The 26,346-nt window shown below is 59.5% G+C and carries 29 protein-coding genes; 14 read left to right on the forward strand and 15 right to left on the reverse strand.

Translation table 11 applies throughout. The features are described from left to right. Positions 1-8: 8 nt before the first annotated feature. The 5 genes from RLW41_RS02775 to RLW41_RS02795 form a co-directional block, all read right to left on the reverse strand. Positions 9-296: a hypothetical protein gene (locus RLW41_RS02775; RefSeq protein WP_414463394.1), complete on the reverse strand. Its 288-nt coding sequence runs from the start codon at positions 294-296 to the stop codon at positions 9-11. A gap of 89 nt (positions 297-385) precedes the next feature. Further along, entirely contained in the window at positions 386-658 is a 273-nt protein-coding gene (locus RLW41_RS02780) for an ASCH domain-containing protein (RefSeq protein WP_414463395.1), read from the reverse strand. A gap of 28 nt (positions 659-686) precedes the next feature. Continuing rightward, positions 687-1,871 (reverse strand): GIY-YIG nuclease family protein, encoded by a 1,185-nt coding sequence (locus tag RLW41_RS02785; protein ID WP_414463396.1) that lies wholly within the window; start codon positions 1,869-1,871, stop codon positions 687-689. Beyond that, positions 1,864-3,927, reverse strand: a complete 2,064-nt coding sequence (locus RLW41_RS02790; RefSeq protein ID WP_414463397.1) for a DEAD/DEAH box helicase — start codon at positions 3,925-3,927, stop codon at positions 1,864-1,866. The genes RLW41_RS02785 and RLW41_RS02790 overlap by 8 nt, the downstream gene beginning before the upstream one ends. Continuing rightward, positions 3,924-6,725, reverse strand: a complete 2,802-nt coding sequence (locus RLW41_RS02795) for a class I SAM-dependent DNA methyltransferase (protein ID WP_414463398.1) — start codon at positions 6,723-6,725, stop codon at positions 3,924-3,926. The genes RLW41_RS02790 and RLW41_RS02795 overlap by 4 nt, the downstream gene beginning before the upstream one ends. Positions 6,726-7,068: 343 nt before the next feature. Between RLW41_RS02795 and RLW41_RS02800 the strand changes: the two genes are divergently transcribed. From RLW41_RS02800 to RLW41_RS02815, 4 genes are read left to right on the forward strand one after another with little or no spacing between them, the layout of a single operon-like run. After that, complete coding sequence (locus RLW41_RS02800) at positions 7,069-7,446, forward strand: hypothetical protein (RefSeq protein ID WP_414463399.1); 378 nt, start codon at positions 7,069-7,071, stop codon at positions 7,444-7,446. Further along, entirely contained in the window at positions 7,443-7,856 is a 414-nt protein-coding gene (locus RLW41_RS02805; RefSeq protein ID WP_414463400.1) for a hypothetical protein, read from the forward strand. Before RLW41_RS02800 ends, RLW41_RS02805 begins: the two co-directional genes overlap by 4 nt. Further along, positions 7,853-8,767: an ArdC family protein gene (locus RLW41_RS02810; protein ID WP_414463401.1), complete on the forward strand. Its 915-nt coding sequence runs from the start codon at positions 7,853-7,855 to the stop codon at positions 8,765-8,767. Before RLW41_RS02805 ends, RLW41_RS02810 begins: the two co-directional genes overlap by 4 nt. Next, positions 8,754-9,050 (forward strand): hypothetical protein, encoded by a 297-nt coding sequence (locus RLW41_RS02815; protein WP_414463402.1) that lies wholly within the window; start codon positions 8,754-8,756, stop codon positions 9,048-9,050. The genes RLW41_RS02810 and RLW41_RS02815 overlap by 14 nt, the downstream gene beginning before the upstream one ends. Before the next feature lie 24 nt (positions 9,051-9,074). Here the strand turns inward: RLW41_RS02815 and RLW41_RS02820 are convergent, their stop codons facing one another. From RLW41_RS02820 to RLW41_RS02830, 3 genes are read right to left on the reverse strand one after another with little or no spacing between them, the layout of a single operon-like run. Further along, positions 9,075-9,656 carry a hypothetical protein gene (locus RLW41_RS02820; protein ID WP_414463403.1) on the reverse strand — a complete coding sequence of 194 codons (582 nt, stop codon included), beginning with the start codon at positions 9,654-9,656 and terminating at the stop codon, positions 9,075-9,077. Between the two features lie 6 nt (positions 9,657-9,662). Next, positions 9,663-10,817 carry a hypothetical protein gene (locus RLW41_RS02825; RefSeq protein WP_414463404.1) on the reverse strand — a complete coding sequence of 385 codons (1,155 nt, stop codon included), beginning with the start codon at positions 10,815-10,817 and terminating at the stop codon, positions 9,663-9,665. Continuing rightward, complete coding sequence (locus RLW41_RS02830) at positions 10,762-11,055, reverse strand: hypothetical protein (protein ID WP_414463405.1); 294 nt, start codon at positions 11,053-11,055, stop codon at positions 10,762-10,764. Before RLW41_RS02830 ends, RLW41_RS02825 begins: the two co-directional genes overlap by 56 nt. Before the next feature lie 558 nt (positions 11,056-11,613). On the opposite strand from RLW41_RS02830, the gene RLW41_RS02835 reads away from it, so the two are divergent. From RLW41_RS02835 to RLW41_RS02865, 7 genes are all read left to right on the forward strand, one after another. Further along, the gene (locus RLW41_RS02835) at positions 11,614-12,336 is read left to right on the forward strand and encodes a division plane positioning ATPase MipZ (protein WP_414463406.1); all 723 of its coding nucleotides are present in this window, start codon (positions 11,614-11,616) and stop codon (positions 12,334-12,336) included. Beyond that, entirely contained in the window at positions 12,333-12,731 is a 399-nt protein-coding gene (locus RLW41_RS02840) for a hypothetical protein (RefSeq protein WP_414463407.1), read from the forward strand. The genes RLW41_RS02835 and RLW41_RS02840 overlap by 4 nt, the downstream gene beginning before the upstream one ends. An 81-nt stretch (positions 12,732-12,812) precedes the next feature. Then, positions 12,813-13,904 (forward strand): replication protein RepA, encoded by a 1,092-nt coding sequence (locus tag RLW41_RS02845; protein WP_414463408.1) that lies wholly within the window; start codon positions 12,813-12,815, stop codon positions 13,902-13,904. 778 nt (positions 13,905-14,682) lie between these two features. Continuing rightward, positions 14,683-14,886, forward strand: coding sequence for a hypothetical protein (locus RLW41_RS02850; protein WP_414463409.1), 204 nt, complete (start codon positions 14,683-14,685; stop codon positions 14,884-14,886). Between the two features lie 3 nt (positions 14,887-14,889). Next, the gene (locus tag RLW41_RS02855) at positions 14,890-15,219 is read left to right on the forward strand and encodes a hypothetical protein (RefSeq protein ID WP_414463410.1); all 330 of its coding nucleotides are present in this window, start codon (positions 14,890-14,892) and stop codon (positions 15,217-15,219) included. A gap of 84 nt (positions 15,220-15,303) precedes the next feature. Continuing rightward, the gene (locus RLW41_RS02860; RefSeq protein ID WP_414463411.1) at positions 15,304-15,546 is read left to right on the forward strand and encodes a hypothetical protein; all 243 of its coding nucleotides are present in this window, start codon (positions 15,304-15,306) and stop codon (positions 15,544-15,546) included. Between the two features lie 3 nt (positions 15,547-15,549). Then, positions 15,550-15,849, forward strand: a complete 300-nt coding sequence (locus RLW41_RS02865; RefSeq protein ID WP_414463412.1) for a hypothetical protein — start codon at positions 15,550-15,552, stop codon at positions 15,847-15,849. 677 nt (positions 15,850-16,526) lie between these two features. Here RLW41_RS02865 and RLW41_RS02870 read toward each other — a convergent pair. Genes RLW41_RS02870 through RLW41_RS02900 form a run of 7 tightly spaced genes read right to left on the reverse strand, consistent with a single transcriptional unit; the run spans position 16,527 to position 22,570 of the window. Then, positions 16,527-17,225: a cysteine hydrolase family protein gene (locus RLW41_RS02870; protein WP_414463413.1), complete on the reverse strand. Its 699-nt coding sequence runs from the start codon at positions 17,223-17,225 to the stop codon at positions 16,527-16,529. 32 nt (positions 17,226-17,257) lie between these two features. Continuing rightward, complete coding sequence (locus tag RLW41_RS02875; RefSeq protein WP_414463414.1) at positions 17,258-18,877, reverse strand: gamma-glutamyltransferase family protein; 1,620 nt, start codon at positions 18,875-18,877, stop codon at positions 17,258-17,260. Next, positions 18,864-19,520 carry a cysteine hydrolase family protein gene (locus RLW41_RS02880; protein WP_414463415.1) on the reverse strand — a complete coding sequence of 219 codons (657 nt, stop codon included), beginning with the start codon at positions 19,518-19,520 and terminating at the stop codon, positions 18,864-18,866. The genes RLW41_RS02875 and RLW41_RS02880 overlap by 14 nt, the downstream gene beginning before the upstream one ends. Positions 19,521-19,523: 3 nt before the next feature. Continuing rightward, the gene (locus tag RLW41_RS02885) at positions 19,524-20,492 is read right to left on the reverse strand and encodes an aliphatic sulfonate ABC transporter substrate-binding protein (RefSeq protein ID WP_414463416.1); all 969 of its coding nucleotides are present in this window, start codon (positions 20,490-20,492) and stop codon (positions 19,524-19,526) included. After that, positions 20,489-21,364 (reverse strand): ABC transporter ATP-binding protein, encoded by an 876-nt coding sequence (locus tag RLW41_RS02890; protein WP_414463417.1) that lies wholly within the window; start codon positions 21,362-21,364, stop codon positions 20,489-20,491. Before RLW41_RS02890 ends, RLW41_RS02885 begins: the two co-directional genes overlap by 4 nt. Next, positions 21,361-22,161: an ABC transporter permease gene (locus tag RLW41_RS02895; protein WP_414463418.1), complete on the reverse strand. Its 801-nt coding sequence runs from the start codon at positions 22,159-22,161 to the stop codon at positions 21,361-21,363. The genes RLW41_RS02890 and RLW41_RS02895 overlap by 4 nt, the downstream gene beginning before the upstream one ends. Positions 22,162-22,174: 13 nt before the next feature. Continuing rightward, a complete protein-coding gene (locus RLW41_RS02900; RefSeq protein ID WP_414464649.1) occupies positions 22,175-22,570 on the reverse strand; it encodes a RidA family protein in 396 nt (131 codons plus the stop codon). A 289-nt stretch (positions 22,571-22,859) separates the two neighbouring features. Here RLW41_RS02900 and RLW41_RS02905 point away from each other — a divergent pair, with 289 nt between their 5' ends. The 3 genes from RLW41_RS02905 (at position 22,860) to RLW41_RS02915 (ending at position 26,325) form a co-directional block, all read left to right on the forward strand. Then, the gene (locus RLW41_RS02905) at positions 22,860-24,251 is read left to right on the forward strand and encodes a PLP-dependent aminotransferase family protein (protein WP_409560686.1); all 1,392 of its coding nucleotides are present in this window, start codon (positions 22,860-22,862) and stop codon (positions 24,249-24,251) included. 125 nt (positions 24,252-24,376) lie between these two features. Beyond that, positions 24,377-25,240, forward strand: a complete 864-nt coding sequence (locus RLW41_RS02910; RefSeq protein WP_409560687.1) for a helix-turn-helix domain-containing protein — start codon at positions 24,377-24,379, stop codon at positions 25,238-25,240. A gap of 104 nt (positions 25,241-25,344) precedes the next feature. Beyond that, entirely contained in the window at positions 25,345-26,325 is a 981-nt protein-coding gene (locus tag RLW41_RS02915) for an ABC transporter substrate-binding protein (protein ID WP_414463419.1), read from the forward strand. The last annotated feature ends 21 nt before the right edge of the window (positions 26,326-26,346 follow it).

The following is a 26,346-nucleotide window of genomic DNA, read 5'->3' on the forward strand; positions in this document are numbered from 1 at the left end:
TCGCCCCCTCAAATATGATGGCGAAACAGCATCGCGCCGATGTGGGTGAGCGTCGCCGAATGGAGATGCGGGAACAGATAGACCTTCACGGCATAGAGCACTCCGAACACCGCGCCAATCTTCAACGCCTGCCCCATGAAGCCCGCAAGCGCCGCGGACCGCTTCTCCCACGCCTCGTCGATCCTGCGCTGGCAATTCGGGCAACGCCACACCCGGGATTTCGTGGTGCTGGCGCTCATGCTCCCACGTCGGCAGATCGACGTGCGCGTGCTGGAGACCGCAAAGGTCGGCGTCATCTCATTCTTCGGCCAGATCTCGTGACACTCGAAGCATTCCGCTTGCGCCACCTTGCGTTTCGGCTCCGCCTCCATTCCCGTCCTCCCGGTCAAGCGGGCCAATGCTTGAGGTTGAGGACCCTGCCGAGCCTTATCGCGTAGCAATCCTTCCTGCGGGCATTGAGGCCCTTCCATTCCACATCCATTTCAGGCGCCGTAGAGCTGTACCCGTTGCGGAAGCGGATGATGTCGTAATCACGGCCTTCGAGGCGAGTTTTCCAATAGTCGGTCCTGTTGCGGTATTCCTCGCGCTTCACCCCCTCCGCGATCTGTTCAAAAAACTCGCGATGCAGCGTCAGATGCAGGATGCGTTCCCCGGCCATTTTCCCCCCATTTGTTTTCCGGTGCCGGTCACACCCTCTTCAGGTCGGCACTCTTGGGATCGTACAAATAGCTCCCGATCGTTCCCTCCCGGATATGCTTCACCGTCTCATCGATCGCGGTGATGGGCACCAGGAACCATTCGCGCGGTTTGACCTTGTTGCCGAACCGGTCGGGGATTTCGAAATCCAGCCGTGCCCTCGAGAAAAACCGGTGCAGGACGTTCTCAAGCTTCGCGCGGTTGATGTTGAAGAGCTTGTAGGTGGCCACGACCTCAACGGCCGCAAAGAGGAAGGTGGGGTCTTGTTCGGCATTGGCGATACGGGCTTCCACATCGCCGCCGGTGACACCGATCTTATGGATGGAGTCCCTTCCCTGCGCGATCAGGGGAAGGTCGGACTTGCTCCGCAGCACGTAGATCGTGCCGGATTCGCTGTCATCGGTTTCGGCCTTGCCGCCGAAGAGCGGGCCAGGATTCGGATCGATGATGCGGCGGCCACTTTCGTCCTTGTACAGCGCGCGCTGCAAGGAGCGCATCAGCAGGTCGCTCTCGGTGGCGTTGTCGAAAATCACCCGCAGGCGGCGGTCGGGGCGCGCATCCTTGGTGCGGCGTTCCTCCGCGCCGACGTTCGCCACATAGGCCATTTGCCCCGACAGGATGAAGAACTCGCCTTTCTCGATGGCGGCATCCTTTCCGAAGGGCCGGGTCTCCCGCTTGCCGGTGTCGAGGTCGGCGCGCACCGCTTCGAACAGCGGCTTGAATTTCCCGAAATCCTTGCAGGCCATGCGGTTGGCCACATCTTCCGCCGCCTGGATGTCGGCGCGGGGCTTCACATGGGTGAGGTTCGTGATGCTGCCTTCCCGGGGCACGTCCATGCCGAGTTCCGCGAGCAGCGCATCGTCGTCAAGGTTTTCGACATCGGGCAACACGTCATCCTCCGCGCCATAAAGAAGACGATGCGTGTCGAGGGGCTTCACCAGTTCCCGGTAGGCGGCGTTGCCGCGGATGCGGTCAAGGCGCACGGCGTAGAGGCGTTCGAAGATGTCCTTGTCTTCGCCATGTTCGGGTTTATGGCCGTGTTCCTCCGCGAAGCGCAGGATGTCCTCGAAGCCCGCGATGATGCGGGCCTCTTCCGGGCTGTATTTGCTTTCCTTCTTCGGCGCGGCATCAAGGCCGAGCTCGGAAAGGATGTCGTCGTCGGTGATGTCAGCCATAGGCCCCCTCCGACTTGTAGCGCTGGAAGGCCAAGGCCGCTTCCGCGAGTTTCTTCTCCCAGGCGTCGGCCGAGGTGATGACCGGCGGCTTGCCGCGCTCCCGCGCGAACATCACCGCGCGGACCGCGAGTTCCCGCGCTTCCTGCGGGGTGAGCTGGGTCTTCCGCGCCGAAATGGCCTCCTTCACCTGGCGCAGGAGTTCCGGGTCCATGGTCTTGGCGAGCAGATTGTACGCGGCCTCGAACGGGTTCTTGCTGTCGATGAGGTCGATGTCGAGTTCGCGCACGTCGAGGGCAAAGCGGCGCACGCCATCGATCAGGGCGGTGTTGGCGGTCGGGGTGTCATCCTTCCCGTCGCCGGTGATCTGCTTGTGGGCCTGTTGGATAAGGTTGAAGGCGGCGACGGCGCGCTCGCGGATGGCTTCCTGGTCGTTTTCGCTAAGCTCGGGGTATCTGTCGCTGATGATCTTGCCCATCCTCACTTGAGTCAGTTCCTGCGGGGCGGCCTCCTCGTCGAACAGGCCCTTGGCGACGGTGCGGGCATCCTGCACGAAGGCGGTGATGACCTCGTTGAGGTCTTCCTCGCAGATGCGCCTGGCTTCCGCGCTTTCCGGTTCCGCCAGGCCTTTCAGCTCGACGTGGAACTGGCCGGTCTCCGGATTGAAACCGATGTTCTTGCCGCCTTCCCGGTAGCCGTTCTCGCCGTAGTCGTAACCGTCCTGCTTCCCCTGGTCCTTCGGCGTGAAATTGAACCTCGGCGCCAGCACCTGTTCCATCAGCAGGCTCGCGGCGATGGCCTTCAAGGTGTCGTTCACCGCATCGATGACCGCGTCTTCGCCGGCGTCGGGCTCGGCGATGAGGTTGGTGAAGCGGGCGCGGGTTTTCCCCGGCGCATCCCGCGTGGCACGGCCGATGATCTGGATGATTTCGGTGAGGCTGTTGCGGTAACCGATGGTGAGGGCGTGCTCGCACCAAATCCAGTCGAAGCCTTCCTTGGCCATGCCGAGCGCGAGGATGATGTCAACCCGGTCACGGTCCTTGTTGGTCGCGGGATCCTTCAGGGCCGCCACCACCTTGTCCCGGTGGGCGGCATCGTCGTCCACCAGGTTCGCCACCTTGAGGACTTTGCCGTTGGGACGCTTAATGATGTCGAACCCCGTGGATTCTTCCTTGCCCTCCCACGTCCCAAGGCTTTGCATGATCTCGTCGGCCTCGCGAAGCTTGTCCTTGGTGCTTTCGCGGGCGTTGACGTTCGGGATGTGGACGATGGTCTTCTTGTCGGGGTCGAGCACCTTCTCCACGGCGTCAAGGTAGGAGCCGGTGTAGAAGAAATACCCGAGGTCCAGGGACTTCATGTAGCGGTAGCCGTTGAGCTGTTCGTAGTAGGTGTAGGTGACCGGCTCGAACTTGGCTTCGTCGGCTGGGGAGAGCACCGGCGAGGCGTCGCCCCGGAAGTAAGAGCCGGTCATCGCCACGATGTGGGTCTTGTCGCGGGCGATCAGTTCTGAAAGCTGACGGCCGAGGACGTTGTCGCCGTCGGCGGACACGTGGTGGAATTCGTCGATGGCGATGAGGCGTCCGTCGAAAGCTTGGATGCCCAGCTCCTCTATGGCGAACCTCAAGGTGGCGTGCGTGCAGACCAGCACCTGGTCCTCACTCTTGAGAAATTCCCCGACGGCTTTCACTTTGGACTTGGCGATGCGGCTGTCATCCACGCCGGCGACGTTGCAAAGGTTCCACTGGGGTTTCACGCGCCAGTCGGCGAAGAAGCCGTGTTTGGTGAGATCGGCATCGGCAAAGCTGCCTCCGATGGAGCGCTCGGGCACGGCAATAATGGCCTGCTTGATGCCCTGGTTGTTGAGCTTGTCGAGCGCGATGAACATCAGCGCGCGGGATTTGCCGGAGGCGGGCGGCGACTTGATGAGAAGGTATTGCTCGCCGCGCTTTTTGTACGCGCGTTCCTGCATGGTGCGCATGCCCATCTCGTTCATGCGCGTGGATGCACCGGTCTGCCCGTACTGCATCGACACCGACGGCGGCGTCATCTTCGCGGTCATGCCCCTTCCCCCTCTTCCGCCGGCTTCCCGTTCTTCCGGGTACCGGCTTTTTTCGTCTTGACCTCATCCTTGGTCATCTTGGTGTACATGTCGAACAACTTTTCCAGCCGTTCGGTGTCGTTGCGGAAGCGGCGGCCGATGTAAATGCGCTCAAGGGTTTCGTCGTTGCGATCGTGGGCGGCGCGCAGGTCGGCAGGCATTTCGTCGGGGTCGTAAACGTCGGCGATGGTTTTGGGGAAGTGCGCTTCGCGCGCGAGGAGGATGTCTTCCGCGCAGCGGGTGAGGTCGGCTTTGTCGGTTTCGGTAAGCTGGGGGACGGGGAAGGTGTTCCAGCCGAGGGTGTTGGAATAAGAAAACCGCATCTCAAGCCGAACGCACACAGTTCCAATCCATAAACAATGAAGCCGAGACGCAATCAGCGCAAGATTCCATAAAGGGGCATCATAAAGCGCGAAGGCCTTGTTATGGACAATGGCCCTCGCCTCCGCGACCCCGACCGGTAAATATGCTCGTTCCTCAGAACTCACGATTGGAACCACGATCAAGCCGCTCTTGGCTTCATATTGGTCCCGAAAACGGTACGGCGTGGCCACCAGCTTTTGCGCCTGAGCATCCTTTTTTACTTCTCCCCGATCATGCCGCACCTGCTCCACCCGTTTTCGTATCTCCGGAATGCTCATGGCGGCATCCAGATTCGCAGAGGTGATCCAGATACACGCCCGAGCCAGCCCACCGATAAACTCCTTCGATCCATAAAGCGGCCGAACAAAACCTTCCGCCTCCGGATTCTGTCGCAGGAATTCTCTCGCTTCACCTTGGGTGAGCATCAGTGCATTCGCATAGTAGGGATGATTGCCAAATTGCATCGCGGTCCGGTCATCCGGCACATTGGACCTTGGAGCCACATAGATGTCCGGGCCTGCAATCAAGTAAGGGTTGACGTTCGAAACGTCCCGAACCGTAATCTCGTCATTCTCGCCCGCTTCAAAAATCTTCCGTCTTTTTTGAAAATTTGAGGTGAGTCCCACGATGCAAACCGTCACTCCCGCTTTGTTTGAAGCAAGGTTGCTCCATTTGAACGACACATAGGCAAAAGAGATTCGCACTCCGATGCCGAAAAGCGCAGGCCAGAGCGCTGAAACCTGTATTCCTTGGCAAATCGAATTAGTCGTCACGAAAGCGGACTCGGCATTGCTGCCAACAATATAGTCGGCTGCCTTCGCAAACCATCCCGTGACATAGTCTAGCGAGAGCGTATCTTTCGACCGCCCCGCAAACGCCGACTTCAACTCATCCTTCTGTTCGTCAGATTGGAATTTGCGGCCCATGTATGGGGGATTTCCGCATATAAATGTTTGGCCCTGCGGTTCACCGTCAAAAGACATTCGGCCAGTTGGCCCAGCAAGATCTTCTTCGACGACCTTGCAATTTGAGAGGGGCGGGCATACCTCCTTCCAATCAACTCCCAACGCATTGTCGTTAATGATTTTACCCGTTTGGTGGAGTGGCAGAACGTCGAGACAAGCTTCCCTCTGTCCGATGTGCTTTACATTCTCCTGAAACTCCGCGACGAGCAGAGCTAATCGGGCGATCTCCGCCGCAAAAGTCTTGATCTCAATGCCGTAGAAGTTGGTGAGCTTGATCCAGCTCTTCTTGTCTTCATCTTTCCGGCGCTTGATGATGTCGGCTTCGATCTCCCGCATCTTCTGGTAGGCGATGACGAGGAAGTTGCCGGAGCCGCAGGCCGGGTCGAACACACGGATGTTGGCGATGCGCTTCCGGAGGTTCAGGAGCTTGCGCGGGTTGTCTTCCGCTTCCTCCAGCTGCTGGCGCAGGTCGTCGAGAAACAGCGGGTCGAGGACTTTCAGGATGTTGGGCACGCTGGTGTAGTGCATGCCGAGGGAGCCGCGCTCATCGTCGTCGGCCACGGCCTGGATCATCGAGCCGAAAATGTCCGGGTTAATCTGTTCCCAGTGCAGGTCGCCGGCGCGGAGGAGGTACGAGCGCGCGATCTTCGAAAATTTCGGGCAGCCGATGTCGTCGGCGAAGAGGCCGCCGTTGACGTAGGGAAAAGGTTCGGCCCAGCGTTTGAGGTTGGCGGCTTTCCTCGCCTCCGGCGCTGTGTTCATGGCGCGGAAGAGTTCCTCGATCACCTCGTGGGTGTTGGAAGATGAGGCTTCGCTCATCTGGCGCAGGCATTCGGTGAACATGCCGGCGTGATTGAAGATGCCAGTATCCTCCGCAAAGAAGCAGAAGATCAGTCTGGCCATGAACTGGTTGAGCGCGGGGCGCTTCTTGTCGGTGGCCCAGTCCTTGTTGTCCTTGAGGAGTTCCAGGTAGAGCTTGTTGAGGCGCGCGGTGGCGCGGATGTCGATGGGGTTGTCCTTGATCTCCGCCACGGTGGAGATGCCGGCGAGAGGAAGGAAGAACCCGAAGTGGTCCGGCAGGTCGGTGTAGCGGCACGACAGCGGTTCGCCTGTTGCCAGTTCTTCCGCCTCGATCATCTCGCCGTCGGTGGCGAGGATGAACTTGACCTTGCCCTTCAGGGTCTTCGGCGACGTTTTCAGGGCAGCCAGAACGTCATTGGCCTTGCCCGCATCGGCAGTCGCAAGATGGATGTTGGTGCGCAGCAGCACGCCATTCTCAATGTCGGAGGTGTTGGCAGCCGTTGCACGCAGCTTGCTGACGGTGGTCTCCTTGAAACCAAAGGCAGTGAGGAATTGGTACGGAAAATCCGCGCGCGCATAGGGCTGCGCCGCCAGCTCCGATACCGCAACCTCGATTTCGACGGCGTTCATGTTGGTCCCCGTTGTCTTGGCGCCGATTGTCGCCGGAATCCCCCTCCCCCGGCAACGCGCATGGGCGCGTATTGACCAGTTATCCGGATGAATCAACCCCGGTCTTCGTAACCTCGCAGATGAGCGTGGTTTCCGGGGATTTTCTGATTTTCGAACATGGTGGTCGAGAGGAGCGGGGGCGCGCCGCCGCCCGATGCGCCTAAGCCGGTCCGCCTTCCCCTCAAGGGATGAACCCTCGCGGCTGCGCCGCGCCCTTCGGGTGCGGGGGCCCTTGCGGCCTCGGCTTCCTCCGGCGCAGGCGGCGCGCCTGATGCGCCCGCCTCTGCCAAAGAGGAGGAGAGAGATGAGCAATCCACATCTCGACAACACCGACAGCGCTATCCTTGCCGAAAGGCTGGCGCGCCGAAGCAAGATCAGCGGACCGCGCGTCGGCGACTTCTGCATTTTGAAAACTGGCGACGAGCGCCGCTTCACGCACCATTGGGGCGACAGCATCCAGGTCACGATGAAGGGCATCAGTTCGTCGTTCTATCTCGATGCGACCGGAGCCATGGACTACTCGGGCGGGCTCGATCCCGCGATTCCGCTCGCGCGGCTACGCCAGCGGATTGGTGAGGAACGCACCGGCCGTTGCTGGTTCTTCCACCACGACATCCGGCGCGGGAATAACGCAGTCCACGCCCTCATCCCCTGCCGCGTCTACGAGGAGGTCGCGGGATGAATACACTCGCCTTCGAACACCTCACAGTACCCACGATCGTCCCCGTCACCGACGACATCGTCTTCGACGAGAAGGACGCGTCCATCCTCGGTTTCGCCATCAAATGGCGCGCCACGCTGATGAAGCCCTTGGTGGGCGACTACTGCGTCCTCCTCAACGGCGAGGTCCGCCGCATCGGTGCGGTTCTCCACGACAGGGTTCAGCTCGCCCACGGGGGAACTTTCCACCTCCACGACATTGGCACCATGAGCCACTCCGGGGGCAGGGCCGACGTCTTCTTCAAAGACCTGTTGATCGACACCGGCCTCACGCGCAGCGTCTCGTGTTGGATGTTCCACCACGGACATTCCGGTGCCGGCCGTGGCGTCGACGCCATCGTCCCCTGCCGCGTGTGGGAGGTGGCGCCATGAAGAAGACCTCCACCCACGACATCCACCAGACCGTGACCGACCACATCATCGCTGCCATCGACAACGGCGCCGGCGAGGTCATCCTGCCGTGGCAGCGCGGAGGCTCATCCTTCGGCTTCCTGCCGAAGAACGCCGTCACGGGAAGGCACTACAACGGCATCAACGTATTGCAGTTGTGGGCCGTTTCCGAGCTGAAGCACTACCCGGGCGAAGGGCTGTGGGCTTCGTATAAGCAATGGGCCTCCATCGACGCCCAGGTGAGGAAGGGTGAGAAGGCGACGCTGGTCATATTCTACAAGGAGTATCATGGCGACCCCGACCCCGACGTGGAAGGGGACGATGGACTCCGCCGTGTCGCCAAGGCGAGTTGGGTGTTCCATTGCAGTCAGGTCGACGGCTTCGCCCTTCCGGATGCACCAGAACCCAAACCACCCATCGAACGCCTTGCCGCGGTCGAGGCCTTCGTCAAGGCGACCGGCGCCATGGTGAAAATCGGCGGTGACCGTGCATTCTATTCGCGGGCGTCCGACAGCATCACGATGCCCGACGAGGACCGCTTCACCGGCGATGCGCTCCAGCGGAGGGAAGCCTTCGCCTGCGTGGAACTCCACGAACTTGCCCATTGGACTGGCCATGAAAAGCGCCTGCACCGAGAGTTCGGAAAGCGGTTCGGGGACAACGCCTACGCCCTTGAGGAATGTTGTGCCGAATTCACGGCGGCGTTTCTCGCGGCCGAACTCGGGGTCACGCCTTCCCCCCGGCCGGACCATGCCGCCTACATCCAGAATTGGATCCAGGTCTTGAAGGAGGACAACCGCGCGATCTTCACCGCGGCGGCGAAAGCGTCGGAAGCCGCGCGCTATCTCGCGTCCTTTTCCAAAGCGGAGGTTGCCTACGATGCGGCCGCGTGAAACCACCACCATCACCTGGCGGGACGTCACCTGCCAGGTGGACCACATCCCCGACTGGAAGATCGATGGCTGGTCAAAGCTTATGATCCGCGTGGTCCACCCGCGCGGCGCCCCGCTCCCCTTCTGCGAGGATGGCTATCACGTCCATGAGCTCGACGAGGATGACTTGAAAGCGGCAGGCGGCGCCGTCGCTTTTGTCCTTTCATGGCTTGATCGTGATGCGGATCATCCGCGGTACACGCAAGCCCTGTACAAATGGCGGCAGGGCGATCTCTTTCGCTGAGCCTCCCCCCAGCGCCTGCCTGATTTAGCGCGCGCCCCAACGATAGTACGTACCCACTTCCGCAAGGAAAGCCGCGCCATGTGGATGTAACGCATACGCCGCCGTCAATGCTTCCCTCACCACGTCATCGACCATGTCAATGACCGCGAAGGGATCTTCCATACACGCCTGCAGCGCAACCAGGCGATGCGCCTCCCCAAGGTTGGCTTCGAAATCAAGCTCTCCATCACCTGCCGGCCAATACGCCTGCTCCCTCACCTCCATCAGGAACTGCCCCCCGGGCCCGGCCTTCAGGCAGCGCCGCACCTTCACCATCGGATTATTGAACAACGCGAGAAGCTCCTGCCAACGCCCCTTCGCATCCCGCACCCAGAACTCCTCGCGGGCCAGCGACGACGTCCGGTGACTGAGCACCCCCCCACCCACAACGCCCACCATGGGATAACTCACATCGTACTTCCGCCCCGCTGTCATCGCCCCCAAGATGGCGGCCGAGAGCCGCTCCATCGGTTTCTCCGGTGGACCGACCAGCATCAGTCGCTGCCGCTTAATCTCGCTACGGTTTCGAGCTTCCGCCACAGCGACATCCTTTTCCGCTTCCATCATCACTCCCTAACGGCCAATCAGCTTCACCTGCTGGTAGACTTCGCTCCGGTTCCGGAGGAGATGGCGCATGCCCGCCTCACGCGCCAATTCCGCAAACTTCTTCCCGAACTCCACGCGCCCGTACGCGCTGAAGCCCTTCACCCGACACCACACCAGGTAATCCAGATAAATCTCGCCAATCGCGGCCTCCGCCGCCGGGTCCACATCCAACTGGTCGAGCACATACGCTTCCACTTCACCGAGCGCCTTCAGCGCCACGACCTCCCCCGGCCCGCCATTTCCCGGTGTCCCCGCGTCCTTCCCCCGCGCCCGCCACGGCGTCGTCGCCACGTAAAGCCCGACACCGCTTCCAAGCTCAATGAACAGCGCAAGAAGGAACGACAGCACGTAGGAAATGTCGTCCTTGCTCACCGCGACATAGACCACCTCGGCCGCGCGCTGCAGTGCATCGACCTGAGGGTCCGCCGATTTGGCCACCGCCGTTTCCTTGGACAACTGCCGGCGAAGAATTTCCGCCGACCGGCTGAGACTCACCGCCTCCCGCGCCCTTGCGAGTTCCCCTTCCAGCGCCCCGATGTCGGCGCATGCCTTCCGTGTGGAAATCCGGTTCAACGTGCACTTCGCCGACACGTCCGCCACCGTCCAGCGACCGACGGGTTTTTTCATCAGCGCGTCGATGGCGCTTTCCACCTCACCGGGGGTTCGCTGAGGCCCAAGTTCATCAAGCCTTGCGATCACGCGGTCCATTTCCTTGCGCGCATCTTGATGATGCTCGATGTCCCCGAGGGCCAGCGCCGCTTTCGCCGCCCGGTGCTCGGCCGCGAATCCCAGGGCAGCCGTGAAGGAGTACGACGTCAGCGCGGTAAAAAGCGCCATCGCCCAGCCGACCGCCATCCAGTCCCGTTGCCTGAACCCCCAGAAGGCCATGAACGGTGAGATCGCCTTCAGGCCATCGCCTAACGCCGCACCGGCGCCGTACACCAGGCCATCGAATTCAGTGTCAGCGCTCCGGTAACCCATGCGGAAATTGAGAAGCGCCGAGACCACGACAAGGCCCAGGCTCACCGCCACCCCGAACGCCGACACCGCGTGCGGGACCCAGCCTTCACCGCTTTCTTTTTTTCGCGCAATCCGCCAGGGCCTGCCACGCCGCATCATCATACCTCGACCTCAGTTCCTTCACTTTCTCGGCAATGGCCTCCGCCAGCACCCGCTCGCAGAAGCTGTTCTTGTTCTCGCCGGTGGCGAGTTTCACGATGTGAAGATTGAAGGCGACGTCCGGTTCGATGCGCAGGTTGAGGCGGGCGCGATTGCCCTTGAAATCGACGCGCCGCGTCGATCCCGACCCCACCTTCAGCATCGAAAACTTTTTCAAAACCGCATGGCGGTCGCCGCTCATTTGCTCCTCATCGCTGATGTGAGCAAATGTTTACCTATCGGCGCGGAAGCCTCGGAATCATTTCCAAGTACCCCGCTCTTACCGCCCGCTACCCCCCGCTACCCCGCTTCAAACCTTCGCCGCGCGCCGTTTTTCTACATGCGCATGTGCGCAGGTACGCTCGTGCGATTCTGCGCATCTCCGCACCTGCGCTTGTGCGTTCTTGTGCTTGTGCGCAAGTGCGCTCCTCCCCACCTACTCACGTCCTCACCTGCGCTGCTGCGCACGTGCGCACCTGCGTTCTTGCACACTTACACATGTGGACGTGCGCACCTGCGTTCCTGCGCATCTCCGCTTCTGCGCACCTGCGCACCTGCGCATGTGCGCATCATTTGATAGGCGCGCTTTCCTTGGCTTTTTGGACATGCGCATATGCGCTCTTGCTCTCGTGCGCTTGTCCTCTCCTGCGCGCCTGCGCAGGTGCGCACTTGTTCCGATTGCCACACCCCCTCACGATGAATGCACAGTATGGAAGCGGTATACGTTGACCAGGACCGTCCGCGTACGCACTATCAGCCCATGACTGACACCACACCGCCCACCATCATCGCCTTCGCCTCGCCCAAGGGTGGGGCAGGGAAGTCCACCACCTGCCTCGCCATCGCGGGGGCGCTCCTCTCTAAAGGCTACAGCGTCCACATTATCGACTTCGACCAATCCCAAACGCTGTGGCGTTGGTACACGGAGAAGGCCGCGCCGACCGCAACGACCAACCTCACGGTCCAACTTCCTCCCAAAGAAAACCTCTCGGACTTCGCAAAAGGCCTCTGGTCCCATCCCGCAGATTTCGTCCTCATCGACCTTGCCGGCCAGCTCACCCGCGAAATGCTCCACCTCGCGGTGTTTGCGACCCTCACCATCACCCCCGTCCAACTCAGCGAACCCGACATCGTGGAAGCCAACCGCATCCATGACCAGTTGCTCGACATCCAAACCCGCGTACACAAACCGATCATCCACCGCCTGCTCGTCAACAACGTGCAGCCGTTGAGGGGTGCCTTTGAAAACGCGCTCCTCGACGAGCTGATCCAGGCGCAGTTGCCCCGCTTCAACAGGCTCATCTTCCACCGCGCCGCCTACAAGGAAATCTTCGGAACCGGTCTACCACCCCACTTCGCTGACCAAACCCGGCCCGCCATCACCAAGGCCGTGGACGAGCTCGACGCCCTCTTCGCCGAGATCGAAACCGCGTTGACCGACGAAGACACCGCCATCCAACCGCCAAAGAAAGAAGCGGCATGACCACGACCCAACCCAACCGATTCAAATCCGCACTCGCCAAGAAGCCGATGCCCGACTTCGACGCCATGGCCGCCGCCGTGGATCATGTCGCCGACAAGAACGACGTCGGATCCCTCACCAAACCGTCCGACGCTCCACTCGCGCCCGCTTCAACACCGACCACTGACAATGTCACCGCGCTCACCCCACGCAAGGAACGCGCCCCGAAGAAACAAACCCGGGCGGAAGAAGGTAAGCTCTCTGTGATGGTACCCGTCTACCTCCTTGAGGCCCTCGACAAAAAGAGGACCCGCAACAAGACCAAACGCTTCATCGTGCTGCAAGCGTTCAAGGACGCGGGCTACGAAGTGCGCGAAGCCGACTTCACGGAGGATGGGCGCCGTGGCCGCGAATAACCGCGCCTTGTTGGATTTGCGCACATGCACACCTGCGCATGTGCGCACCTGCGCATCTTTCCCGAAGAAAGCCTCCCATGCATGAACCTGCGCAAGGCCCTGATCACGACCCCGACCGACGAGGGCGATGGTGTCGCGCGCATCGGTCTGCTGCCGGTTGATGGCATCCGCGACGCCGACCTCCTCAAAAAGCTCGACCAAACGGCACCGCTCATCCGTGAATTCGAGATGCGCCGGCTCCAGGAGGAACAGGCGCGCCGCGACCAGCTGCGCACGCTTCCGCGCGACCAACGCCGCCGCGCCGAAACCCAGCACCTGCTGACGGAAGGGAAGGGGGCCGAACGCGACAGCCTCCGCCACATCCACTCGGTCCTGGCGATGTGCTCGCTTCCCTACAAGGCCACTCCCGACCCGACCTGGGAACGCACCCAGGGCCAGATGAAACTCAAGATCACCGCTGGAGAACTCATGAACCCGAACACCGGCGAATGGGAACAGCAGACCTTGCCCTACGGGTCCCGCGCACGCCTGATCCTGATGCACCTCTCCAGCCAGGCCATCCTCCACAACAGCCCGGAAATCGACATCGAGAAATCCCTGACCGGCTTCATCCGTTCGATGGGCATCGCGGTCACGGGGGGCAAGCAAGGGTCAATCCACGCCTTCAAGCAGCAGATCAACGCCCTTGCCGCCTGTTCGATGAAGATCGGCTTGTTCGCGGGAGACAAGGAAAAGGCGCGCACCATCAGCACCCAGCCCTTCACGTCGCTCGACATCTGGCTACCCGCCAGCTCGAAGCAAAAGATCCTGTGGCCGGAAAAAATCGTCTTCAGCCAGGAATTCTACAACACGCTCAAGAAGCACGCTCTGCCAGTCAACCTGCACGCCGTGAGGGCCTTCGCCGGATCGCCCAGGAAGCTCGACATCTACTTCTGGCTCACCTACCGCTTCAACTCGATCGCCGAGGCGAAGCACATCAGCTGGGACGCCCTCAAGGAACAGTTCGGCATCGGCTACACGCGCGACCGGAAGTTCCGCGCCGACTTCACCGAAGAGATCAAACAGATCAAGGAAGTCTTCCCAAAGCTGCCGGTTCTTCTCTCAGAAAAAGGTTTCACAATCCAACCCGGCGCGGCAGAGGTCATGGCCATTCCTCTCAAGCCACGGAAATAGTGAATCTAACTTACGCATATTTGGGGGCGGAGGCCTCACGTTTCGTCGCCGCCGTTTCACATGCCCCTCGGTTTTCGCGCGCCTTTTTCCTTTCCGGTTCCCTCCTCAATCCGCCACGCATGTTCGGGTGCGGGCGCACGTCATCGCCACGCATATTCAGGGGCGCGTTATTCAGTTCCCCCGCGCATATTCGGGGGCGCCCGCACCGACACCCCGGTTTCTCGCCTCCCAGCGACAGCACGCGATCCCCATTCCATGCCACGCATAATCGGGGGCGCCCGCCGTCGGCCACCACGCAGTTTCGGGGGCGCAGAAAGACCCGCCAGACCACGCATAATCAGGTGCGCGCTCCTGGTTCCCGCCCACGCATATTCGGGGGCGTGTCACCCACTCCCTTACACGCCACCCCGCGCCTGCCCCTCGACACCAGAAGCCTCCGCGCATATTCGGGTGCGACGCGCGTCCAAGCACTCCGCGCCTGGCTTGGCTTTCACAAGCACCCACGCATATTCGGGTGCGGGGGCACGCATAATCGGGAGCGATCCGTTCAGACGCCGCGCATATCCGGAGGCGAACACCGCGCATATTCAGGGGCCAATTCCACGCATATTGAGGGGCGCCCTCTTTATAGAACAGAACATCCCCGAACCTCACCGAACCTTCTTCCCCGAAAATCCTTCAACTTCAAAACAGCTGTTTTTTGCTTTTTGATTTGGTCGCGAGTTGTAGGGGAGGGGAGGGAGGTCAGGGCGTCTTACGCTGGTCGCCATACGCCATAATGCTCGTCACCGACCACGACCTCACCGCACTCGCACGAAAGCTTATTTCCCTCGCCGCCGAAAGCGGTCCCCGCGACATGGCTCTCCGACGCGCACGCGTTGAGGCGACGCTCCAGACGTTTTCACGCGGTGCGGTGGGTGATGTTGAGGAAGCGTTCGCCAAAGCCTTCCACGAGGCCGCCCAGGAGGGTTTTGCGAAATAACCGATGGACGTCTCACCGGCCCAGCTCGAGAAACTCGCCCGCAAGCTGGTCGAGGTCTTCGCGCGCGTCGGCCCCGAGGACCACGCCTTCGGACGGTACTGGCGCATTGTGGGGCTCGTGGGATCGTTTTCTGAATCCGCCGAGGGTCCCTTTGAGCAGGCGCTCGCCAAAATGATGCAGGATGCGTTGGAGGCCCGTTTGCGCGCCGTTGCCTCTTACTCGGTGCAAGAGGAAGCGGCAGCCGTCGCCGACATGTTGAACTCACCGCCGCGCGACCGGCGCAAGCAGCGTTGGAAACTGTCCCACCTGGAAAAACTGCAGCGGCTTCGCTGAAACGCGCAAGCCAACACATTCCCGAATTCCCGTTTGACGCGACCCCCGCGCTCCTTCATCATCCGCCTCCGAGAAAGAACTCCCATGACCTTGCTTCCGCGCAATCCCTCTTCCGGACAGACACCCGTTGCCACCCCGTCCGCGCCTCAACCCGCTTCCGTAACGTCCGCTCACCAACGCCTCATCGCCGCGCAACGCGCCCTCTTTGCCCATGATCAGGACGTTCTTTCCGGCAAGGTCCAACCGGATTTCGACAGGCGCTTTGCCCTCAACCTCGAGCGCCGCTCCGCCCAACTGCGCTACGATCTTGAAGTTGATCCCATCTGAGCGATGGCCAAAGACCCCTACTTTCCTTTGGAGACGCTATCGGGGCGCTATAAATTCCACGTCGAGCGCACGTTGATTGAGTGCCGCGCCATCCTCAAGGATCTCGAGCACGCCCTCTCAAATCCAGCGAACGCGGAATTCCACACCCGGTGGAGAAACGACGTCGAACACTTCTCAAACCTCGCCAGGCGGTGTGAAGAGCTTCTCCCCTACCTCGTCAAACGCAAACAGCGCGCAGAAAATCCTCAACCGCAAGACACAGACCTCGAAGGCGACGAGAACGAAGACGAAGCCAGCATGTAGCGCGCGCTGATTGCCCGGGGAAGCCGGCCCCTGCGCAAAAGGACGATGCGGCGGGCCGGGTTCTTCAAGGTGCATCAGGCCTGGTCGTCGGCCGCGGTCGACGCGCGGCCTTTCGTTCAGCGGGGCGCGAAGGCGAGGCCCGCCGGTTCCTCAGTCACGGAAGGCTTTCGCCTCACCGCCCCGGCCCTGGCTCCTCAGCTGTACCTTGCCTTCGATGATAGTCAGTGCGCCGACGGTTCCAACCGTGCGTGACTCTTTCCTGGGCAGGACGTGTACGCGCCGCATTCAACTTCAAACCCCCTGTGACATCCCCCCCACACAATGCTAGGATGAACTCTCCTTTCTGCCCCAAAAAAACTCGTCAACTTACTCGTCAACATTGCATTCTTCCGATTGCGCTTTATATATACTTTTCAAGAGGATGACGGGTCGGTTCGCGTCCCCTACGGGGCGCCATTTCAAGCTAAGCCATTGATTTTTATAGAAGCCATTGAGAAACAAGGGCTTTCTTTACTCGCTGCTACCTTTCGCTGCTACTTTGCGAGGTGCCAGCCCTGGCGATTGGCCGATCATCTTCTCGCCGTCATTGGTCAAAGAAGCTCAATCTCGTGCTGGGCGGCCCCACTCGCGTGCGTTGCGCGGGCAGCAGACGTAGCCCACGCAGTTACGGGTTGCTCTCAGGCACGAAGGGCTGCTCCTAACGTCCGCCTAAGACTGTCGGATTTTGCCACCGCACCAAATATCCCGCCCTCGGTTGCGATGGTACTTAACGCAGAAGCATGGTTGTCAAGAATGCTTGCAGCACACGCGTCCTCGATGACCAAGCATTCGTAATTTCTATCGACTGCGTCGCGCAGAGTTGAGTGCACGCACACGTCGGTCGTTACTCCGGTCAGGATAAGATTGCGGATACCTCGCGTGCTGAGGATGCGTTCGAGATCGGTAGCGAAAAATGCACTATAACCGGGCTTGTCGACGACGACATCGCTTGGCTGCGGATTGAGTTCGTCAATGATGTCCCAGCCATGCTCGCCTCTGACTAGCAAACGACCCATCGGCCCGGGCGTCCCTATCTCCCCGCCGCCTCGTTCCGAGCGCCAGCGCTTCAAGGGCGGTAAATCGCTGAGGTCAGGTCGATGGCCCTCCCGCGTGTAGATAACCAGACCACCCCAGTCTCTGACTGTCTGGCAAACTGAAGCGACGTTCGGGACAATCGAGCGGGTGGCGCGGATGTCGTAACCCGACGCAGCCAAATATCCATCCGGATCGCAGAAGTCGCGCTGCATATCGATAACGAGCAACGCCGTTGTTTGCGGCTGCAAATGCCCGTCGTGGGGCCAGAGGTAGGGATCGGCCTCGATGAATGTTTTTGCCAAAGCATTGCTTCCTTGAGCTGCTCCGATCGCTGTCATATCGCGAAGGCCGCACCATCCGAGCGAGGATCGCTTGCGCCCTCGATATGGCCCGATGGATGAAGAACGACCGCTCCGGCATGACCCATCATCTCCGCGTAATCGGAGACGCGCTCGGTATCGTGCCCTAGTCGGACAAGCTGCTCCTCGGTTTGTTCAGAAAAACGCCCTTCGAGCTTTAGCGAAAGGCTGCTGTTGCCCCACGTTTTGCCAAGAAGCCAGCGCGGATCGGCAATCGCATCCGCGAGGCCGCGGCCCGATAGGACGTAACGCGTGAATACCGCCGCTTGCGTCTGCGGCTGCCCGTCGCCACCCATTGTCCCGTATGCCATTACGCGACCATCATTGAGCTCGGCCATTGCGGGGTTGAGGGTATGAAAGGGACGCTTCCGCGGCGCTAGCTGATTAGGTCCGTTCGCAAGCGAAAATCCGGCACCCCTATTCTCGAAGACGATGCCTGTTTCGGGGCACGCCAAGCCTGAGCCAAACTCCCAAAACAAACTTTGTATGAAGCTCACGACGGTGCCCTCGCTGTCCGCAGCGCCCATCCATATTGTGCCCCCGACTTGCGATGGGCCAGGCCATGGTACCGCTTTCGCCGGATTAATCGATGCTGCGGCTTTGGAGATAAGCGCGGGTGCTAGGTACTCCGATGGCCTAGCATCCATGAAATCGGGGTCGCCAAGTTTGGCGTTTCGAACCGCGAATGCGCACTTGGTCGCTTCGACGAGGTGATGAATATAAGAAGTTTCGTCGGCCGTGCTCACGCCCAGTTGGTCGAAAACTCCTAGGATGAGCAAAGATGCCAGACCCTGCGTCGGCGGCGGGGTGTTGAAGAGCGTTCCCACAGAAACAGGCAGAGATAGCGGCTTCGAATACTCAGCCGAGTAAGATTGAAAGTCTTCGAGCCGAAGCGGAGTGCCCGCTTCTTCAAGGAACTGCGCATGAATTTTCGAAACCGTGCCGCGATAGAAGCTATCGAGACCGTCACCCGCGAGCTTACCGAGAGTCGCTCCAAGAGCCGGTTGGCGATAAATCTCGCCTGCGCCCGGCACTCGCCCATCGGGCAGGAATACCTGCTCAAATCCTTCAATCGTGCTGAGCTCGGGCGAGAAGATTTCGAGAGTCGAGGCAAGGCTGCGCGAAACGGGGCAGCCACCGATCGCCTTGCCGATTGCATCTCGCAACAGACGCTCCAATGCAAAGCGCCGCGTGGGGGGAACGAGGTCTAGCGCCAGCTTCCAGCTCGATATCGCACCTGGAACGAGCAGCGCCGCGTCAGAGCCTCGCGTCGGAAGCGCATCATAACGGCGATCGTGATAGTAGCGCACCGTTGCCCGCTCGGCGGCGCGACCGCAGCCCGAGACGACGATGGGCTCTTGGTGCTTGCGCTTTATCAACCAGAACGCATCGCCACCAAGACCATTCATATGCGGGTAGACGACGGCGATGGTCGCCGCGGCCGCAACCATAGCCTCGATTGCGGTACCGCCTTCGGCTAGGATCGTGAGTCCAGCCTCTGCTGCGGCGTGATGGGGCGCCGAAATGCAGCCCTTTTCGCCTGATGCGTAGAGGACCGCCTCCCGGCACCCCAAGGACGTCTCAGGCAACGACATGCTGAGGATGACCAACTGTTGAAGTGTCGAAGCTGCACGCGACGACTGGCCATGACGTAATTGCGGCTGTCGATGACAGATAGGCAAATACGTCGCTCATACAGAGTAGCGCGGCGGCTTGATGCGCGGGAGAAACAGCGGCGACGGCGTCGGTCGGAACGATGACGCGATAATCCAGGTTGCGGGCCGAATAAACCGTACTCATTACACAGCAGTGCGTCGTCACTCCGCAGCAGACAAGGTTTTTGATACCGCGCGAGCGCAAGAGGATATCGAGGTCGGTCCCGACGAAGCAATCATAACGGCGCTTGTTTCGAATGCGCCAATCTTCGGGACGGGCATTCAGCCCCTCGGCCAACTCGCAACCAGGCGTGCCCTCGAGGCAGTGAACGGGATCGAACTCAAGTTCGATCCCGTAGTCGCTTTGATCCGCCCGATGCATTTCGTGTGTGAAAATGATGGGGAGCGCGTGGTTTCTGGCCCAGTTTATGAGCCTATTGATGGCGGGGATAATCTCCCGCCCTCCCGGTGTCTCTTGAACCGCGCCCGCGTCGATGAAGTCGCGCTCCATGTCAATGACCAGCAAAGCCGTGTTTTGCGTCCCCACTTTGCCGGCAGGCATGGCTCTATAGAGTGGCTCCATAGCTCATTTGCCTATGAAGGACGGGTTGAAGATATTTGAGGTATCAACGACGCCGTCGTTGACTTTGACTTCCTTGAAGAACGCTGCGAGCTCTTTTCCGACTTCAATCGCCGGGCCCTTCATCTGAGCGACATTATCGGTGGCACCGTAGAGCTTCACTTTAGGAAGCATATCCAGAACCTCCTCGGGCTTAAGCTCGAGAGATTTCGCTGCGATTTCCGAAGCGGCCTTGGGATCGGCGATTGCCAGTTCATTGGCTTTGTTCAACGCGCGAAGGAACGCCTTGGTCTCGTCGGCCTTATCCTTCGCCGTCTTGTCGCTGATCGCAACGACGTCGAGGATCAGGTTAGGGGCTTCCTTGGATGAAAAGATAACGTGACCCTTCTTCTCGCCCTGAACCTTCGTAATCCAAGGCTCCCAAGTGACCGCTGCGTCGAGCTTGCCGGCGGCAAAGGCGGCGCCTGCATCGTCCGGATTCATGTTTGTCAGCTTGATATCGCTCGGTACTAAGCCGTACTTCGCGAGTGCCTTTCGCAGCAGCAGTTCGTTGCACTGTCCGGCGGTCGCGGCCACAGTCTTTCCCTTGAGATCGGCAGGTGTCGCAATATCCGATTTCGCAAGGATCGCATCGGCGCCCGCGGAGGTGTCTGTCATATAGACGATCTCCAGGCGACCAGGAGCTTTGTCCAGCGCAGTGATAACACTGTCAGCCGTCGTAAAATGCGCGTCAAGCTGCCCCCCAAGGAGCGGTGCCAGTCCATCCCCCGGAGAGCTGAACGATTGCATTTGAAGGTCCAAGCCCTCGTCCTTGAAGAAGCCCTTTTCCTTCGCAATGAAGAGCGAGATATAGCCGATCCAACTGTTATATCCGACCTTATAAGGTTTCAGCGCATCCGCGTTGACGGCGGAACACGTTAAGGCCGAAAGTCCCAAGGCGAGGCTGACTGCCAATACTCTGAACGCAGCTTTCATAGACTTTCCTTTCGCGCTTTAGGCCGGTGGCTCACATCAGACATTTCTGGCTCCTGCACCTGCAGCAGCCGTTGCAAATAGTCTTCGCGGTTTGCATCTGATTCGCGCCTAAGAAGGCCAAGCATGCGCCGCTTAAGTGATATGAATTCTGGGGTCAGCTTTAAATCGAGTGTGCGGACTTCACCGAATGGAACCGAAATGTCTTCAACGATTCTGCCCGGACGAGGTGAGAACACGAGCGTACGCGTCGATAGAAAAAGCGCTTCGTCAACATCGTGAGTGACCATCAAGACGGTCGTGCCTTCGTGCCTCGTCAAAAGCGCGGTTAGCTGCTGAATTTCTTCGCGCGTCTGCGCGTCGAGAGCACCGAACGGTTCATCCATCAGAAGGATCGCCGGGCGCGGAAGCAGCGCTCGCGCAATGGCGACGCGCTGCTTCATCCCCCCGGACAACTCGCGTGGATAGGCCTTTGCAAACGCTTCGAGCCCCATCAGATAGAGAAGCGCGTCGCATCGTTCCTTTGCGGCTTTCAGGTCCCCTCCGTCCTGGCGGAAAGTCTTTAATGTCGCGCTGAAAAGCACGTTCTGCGCTACGGTCAGCCACGGATAGAGAGTGTAGTTCTGAAAAACCATGCCGCGGTCCGCGCCTGGCCCGATGGCTTGTCGGCCATTGACGAGCATGTAACCGTCCGACGGTTCATCCAGGCCTGCGAGCATAAAAAGCATCGTCGTCTTACCGCAGCCGGATGGACCGATAAGCGTGACGAACTCTCCGCGCTCGACTTTGAACGAGGTGGGACGTAGGGCTTCGACGCTCCCGTTATCGGTGGGATAGACTTTCGATACGTCCTGAACCTCCAGGATCGGTCTCATTTTCCGCTCTCCGCCCATTTGAACAAACGGCGGTTGAGCGCGCGAAACAGTAAGTCGAGAAGCAGGCCGATCGCACCGAGCAGGATCAGATACACCCATATTTTCGGTGTCTGCAGAAAGCGCGAGAATTTCAGAATACGAAAGCCCAGCCCCTCGTTTGCTGCAACGAGTTCAGCGACGATCAGATAGGTCCAGGCCCAGCCGTTGCAGAGACGAAGCGCATCGAAAATTCCGGGCATTGCCGATCGCCAGAGAACACGACTGATAATCTCCCCTCGTTTCGCGCCGAGCGTCTGAGCGACTTGCAGCAGCTCGTATGGGACACGTCGAACCTCGTCGGCGACCATAAGGACGAGTTGAAAGTAAGTGCCGATGAAAATCAGCGCCCATTTGGATTCTTCGCCAATGCCTAGCGTCACCATTAAAATTGGAATGAGCGCGGGAACAGGAACGTAGCGAACAAACTCCGTAACCGGCTGTGCAATGGCTTCGATTGGCTTGAACGATCCTATCAGGATCCCCATCGGCAAAGCGACAACGGCCGAGAGCAAAAAGCCAATAGTCACTCTTACGAAGCTAACCCAGAGATCGGACCAGATCGTCTGATCGCTAAAAATCTCCGTCATCGTGTGTGCTACGGTGACGGGAGACGGCAGGAACACTGGATCGACGATCGCCGAGGCGCTGATCAAGCCCCAAACGGCGAGGCAGAGTGCAAATCCGACGACGGCAAGCACACGATAGCGACGTGTCGGTATGTTGCGGCGTAATTGCAATGTCAGCCCGGGTTGGTTCATCAGGCCAGCCCCCTCACTGCGCAGCGGGCCTGAAGGCCACGAGATCGACCTCTACGCGCGCACCACGCGCGAGCGCAGTTACGCCGATGCATGTCCGTGCCGGCAACCGGTCTGCCGGGAAGTAGCTCGAGTAGATTTCGTTGAAACTGGCGTAATCGTCTTCGAAGTTCGTCAGGTAGGCACCGGCTCGCACGACATTCGACCACTCGAGGCCCAACCCTTTGAGCACGATATGCAGATTGGCCATCACCCGATGCGTCTGCTCTTTTATGTCATTAGCGATGAGGCGTTCGGGTTCACCGGGATATGTCGGCATCTGCCCTGTGACGTGCACGAAACTTCCGGCTTCAACTGCGTGCGAGAATGTGGCAACCGGCTCCGGAGCATTCGAGACCATGTAAAAGCTCAATCCCGTAGTCGCAATTTTTGCCGACATGAACTGATCCATACAGACGAAGTGTCTGCATGGAATTTTGCAAAGCATGTGCCACGCCGCTCGCTAATTCGTCACGCGATGTAGCATTCGGTTTCCTCGAGTAAATCTGTGGGATCGGCACCTGGTCGTCCTGCTTGTGCGAATGTACGAAGGAGCTATTTGCCCAACTGTTCGGCGACGTGCTCCCAATATATGCAGACAAAGTGTCTTTATAGGCGCGCAAAAATCCATACAATCAAAGCGATCAGATTGTGGATGCTGCATGAAATGGATTTCGGAAGTCAGGCGCATCAGAGGGCCGCGGTATCTCGCAATCGCAGACGCAGTGACGCGAGCGATCGACGGCGGCGAGCTTCTCAACGGCACCCGATTGCCGACACATCGTTCACTCGCCGACCAGTTGGAACTCGACGTGACTACCGTAACGCGTGCGTATGCGGAAATTCAGCGGCGCGGACTCGCGGAAGCTCGCGTTGGCCAGGGAACCTTCGTACTCGCGAGCCTTCCCGATTCGCCTGCGTCATCGTTTGCGGCGACAAACCGTGCGCCATTTATTGATCTCTCGCACAACTTCCCTGCTGGCGCTCCGCCCCTTCCAAACTTGCGCGAGCTTGCGAACGAAGTCGCTCGCGACCTCGATTACGGAGCGCTTCTCGGCAGGCAAAGCGACGTTGGGACCGTCTCACATCGCGCGGCTGGAGCCGCTTATCTAGAGACTTTAGGCGTGAAGGCCGGGGGCGACGATGTCGTCGTTTGTGCCGGTGCGCAGCACGGAATTGCAATCGCCTTTGCGGCTTTGACCGAGCCTGGGGATAGTATCCTGATGGAAGCGACAACATTTTACGGCGCTCGTACCGCGGCGCGGATGCTTGGCCGCAACGTCATCCCCGTAACGATAGATGACGAGGGATTGGTACCGGACGCGCTCGAAGAAAAGGTGCGTTCGAGCCACGCGAGGGTGCTTTATTGTGCACCCACCCTGCATAATCCGACCACTACGATCATGCCACCCGCGCGCCGAAAAGCGATCGCTAAAATCTGCGAACGTTACAAAATCGCCGTGGTCGAGGATGACGTATATGGATTTCTCATGTCGCCGCGACGTGAACCGCTGTCCGTTCGGCTCAGCTCTCAAGCAATCTATATCACCAGTTTCTCCAAGAGCTGCGGCCCAGGCTTCCGCCTCGGTTACATGCGCGTGCCCGAGCAGTGGCGTCGGGCAGTTGGAACTGCGCTGCGCGCGACCACACTCATGGCGCCGCCCATCGAGGCCGAGATTGCGGCTCGGCTCGTGCGTTCCGGTCTCATTGCGCATCTAGAGAGCGCGCAACAAGAAAAAAACTCGGAACGGCAACGCATCGCCGAGCAGGCTTTCCGTGGCCTGGATTATTCATCTAACGCAAACGCCTTTCACGTTTGGCTACACATGCCGGAGGAGTGGCCAAGCGAGGTCTTTGCTGCGGAAGCCAAACTACGCGGCGTGGGAGTCAGTCCGGCGGCGTTCTTCAACTTGGATCCAAAGAACGCCCGGGATGCCGTTCGCGTCTGCCTATCGGCAGCGGAAAATAATGATGTTCTCCGGCGCGCTACGAAAACTCTAGCCAGCCTGATAACGAGTGAAAACCCGTGGGCGGTGACGGCGGCGATTGCATAAATCGGCTGCTAAGATGGCTATTCGTTGGGCATCGTGATGTCTTTTTGCCGTTGGCGTCTGCGTTATCTCTTCATAAGCTGGACCTGCCCAGACACTGCAAGACGTAATTCGGACAGTCCTTACTTATGGCAAGCACCTGCGCCGCGACTGTTGACGTGCGGGAATCCTGGCGGACTGCCGGCGCTGTGCCGTTGCGCCTCGATCTCGTCGACTTCTCAGCTGGCGGCAGCGCAGACCCGGCGGGCGATCATTTTGTCCTATGTTTTGTGCTTCGCGGGTGCGGCGACATTCGTTCCTCTTTTGATGGATTAAGAGCCCGAAAACAATATTTTCGTGCGGGGATGTTCGTTCCCGTCACTCCTCCAAATGTCTCCGCAGACTTTTGGATGAGCGCTCCAATGCAGCATCTTATGTTGACGCTGCCACAGAACGCATTTGAGCCCTGGCGAGCGCACTCTGATGCGCCCTTCTCTCCGCGCCTGGCTTACGAAGACGGCTTCGAGGATACGCTTTTATCCGAAATCGTGCGTGCGCTTTGGCTCGAGGCCCGGGAAAACAATGGTAACGGCGCGTTGTATGCCGATTCAATGCGAATGGCACTCGTGGCTGCGCTTGTTCGGCGGTCTCAAGACGGAACAATTCGTGGCCAAAAAGGCCGACGCCTTTCCCGTTCAGAACTAGGGTCGCTACATGCTTTTGTTTCAGATCGCCTTGAAGACGAACTCTGCTTGGCCGACTTGGCCAAGCGCGTACAGATGAAAGAACGTTCTTTCGCAAGCGCCTTCAAATTCTCTACCGGCCAAACGCCCTATCAATACCTCATCAGAATGCGCATCGATCGCGCCAAAGACTATCTTGCCAACAGCACCATGACGATTTGGGAGGTCGCGCACGCCACTGGGTTCGTCGATCAAGCCCATTTGACTTCGGTATTTCGCCGTTACGAGGGATTGCCGCCGGCGAAATATCGCAAGAATGTGCGCTCCTGACGCACTGGAATTTTTGCGCCTTTCTAAAAGTCTGCGCTTTCTTCCAAGACGCGGGGCATCCGGTCCGCCATTTTCGTCGAAATCGTCAGAAAAGGAGATTTTCGATGGTCGCCGGAATTGTGTCTCGCCGCGGCGCGCTTGGTCTTCTGGCGGGTGCCACCGCTGGTTTGACGTTCGGTACGAAGTTTTCTTTTGCCGATGCGCCTCTCAAAGTTGGAATTCCGATCTGGGTGGGCTGGATGCCATTCTGGATCATGGATGAGAAGAAGATTGGCGATAAGCACAAGCTCAATGCTGTGCTTACACAATTCACGGTGCAAACCGACGCACGGCAAGCGCTGGCTGCGGGGAGCCTTGACGTCTGCGCCCTTAATACAGCCGACGTGCTGGCTATCGACGCCGTATCACCAGTGGCTAAAGTCATCACTCTGACGAACGCGTCAGCCGGAGCCGATATCATCATCGCGCGGGGCGTCGACAAAGTTGAGGATCTGAAGGGCAAAAAGGTTGCCCTTGAGATTGGTTCTGTCAGCCATTTCTTTTTCAGCAAAGTGCTGGAAAAAGCTGGTCTAAAGGAGAGCGACGTCAACATCATCAACATGTCGGCGCAAGACGCAGGCGCGGCGTTCGTAGCGAAGGCTATCGACGTGTCCGTGACCTGGGAACCGTTCGCCTCTCAAGGCATCGCATCGGGCGGCACGGCGCTGGTGACGAGCAAAGATACTCCGAACCTGATCATAGACATCATCTCGGCGCGCAACGACATCCTGAAGTCGCGCAGGGAAGACGTGAAGCGCCTTTTGGATGCGTGGTACGACGCGCTCGAATTCGTAAGTACGAATAAAGACGAGGCATTTGCGATCATGGCGAAGCATTCGGACGTCAAGGTCGATGAATTCGCGGGCATGTGGGCCGGTGTCAAAATGTATTCGCGTCCCGAAAATATCCAGCTCATCGGGACACCGGAAAAACCCGGGCCTTATTCTGAAGCCGTCAAGGCTATGTCCAACTTCATGGTGGAAGCCAAACTTATCCCCCACAACGTCGAACCCTCATCAATGATTGATGGCACTTTGTTAGCCTGACGACTTTGAGTAGGAACCGAA

Origin of the sequence: Hyphomicrobium sp. DY-1 (genome assembly GCF_047497105.1) — a bacterium.
Lineage (GTDB): Bacteria > Pseudomonadota > Alphaproteobacteria > Rhizobiales > Hyphomicrobiaceae > Hyphomicrobium_B.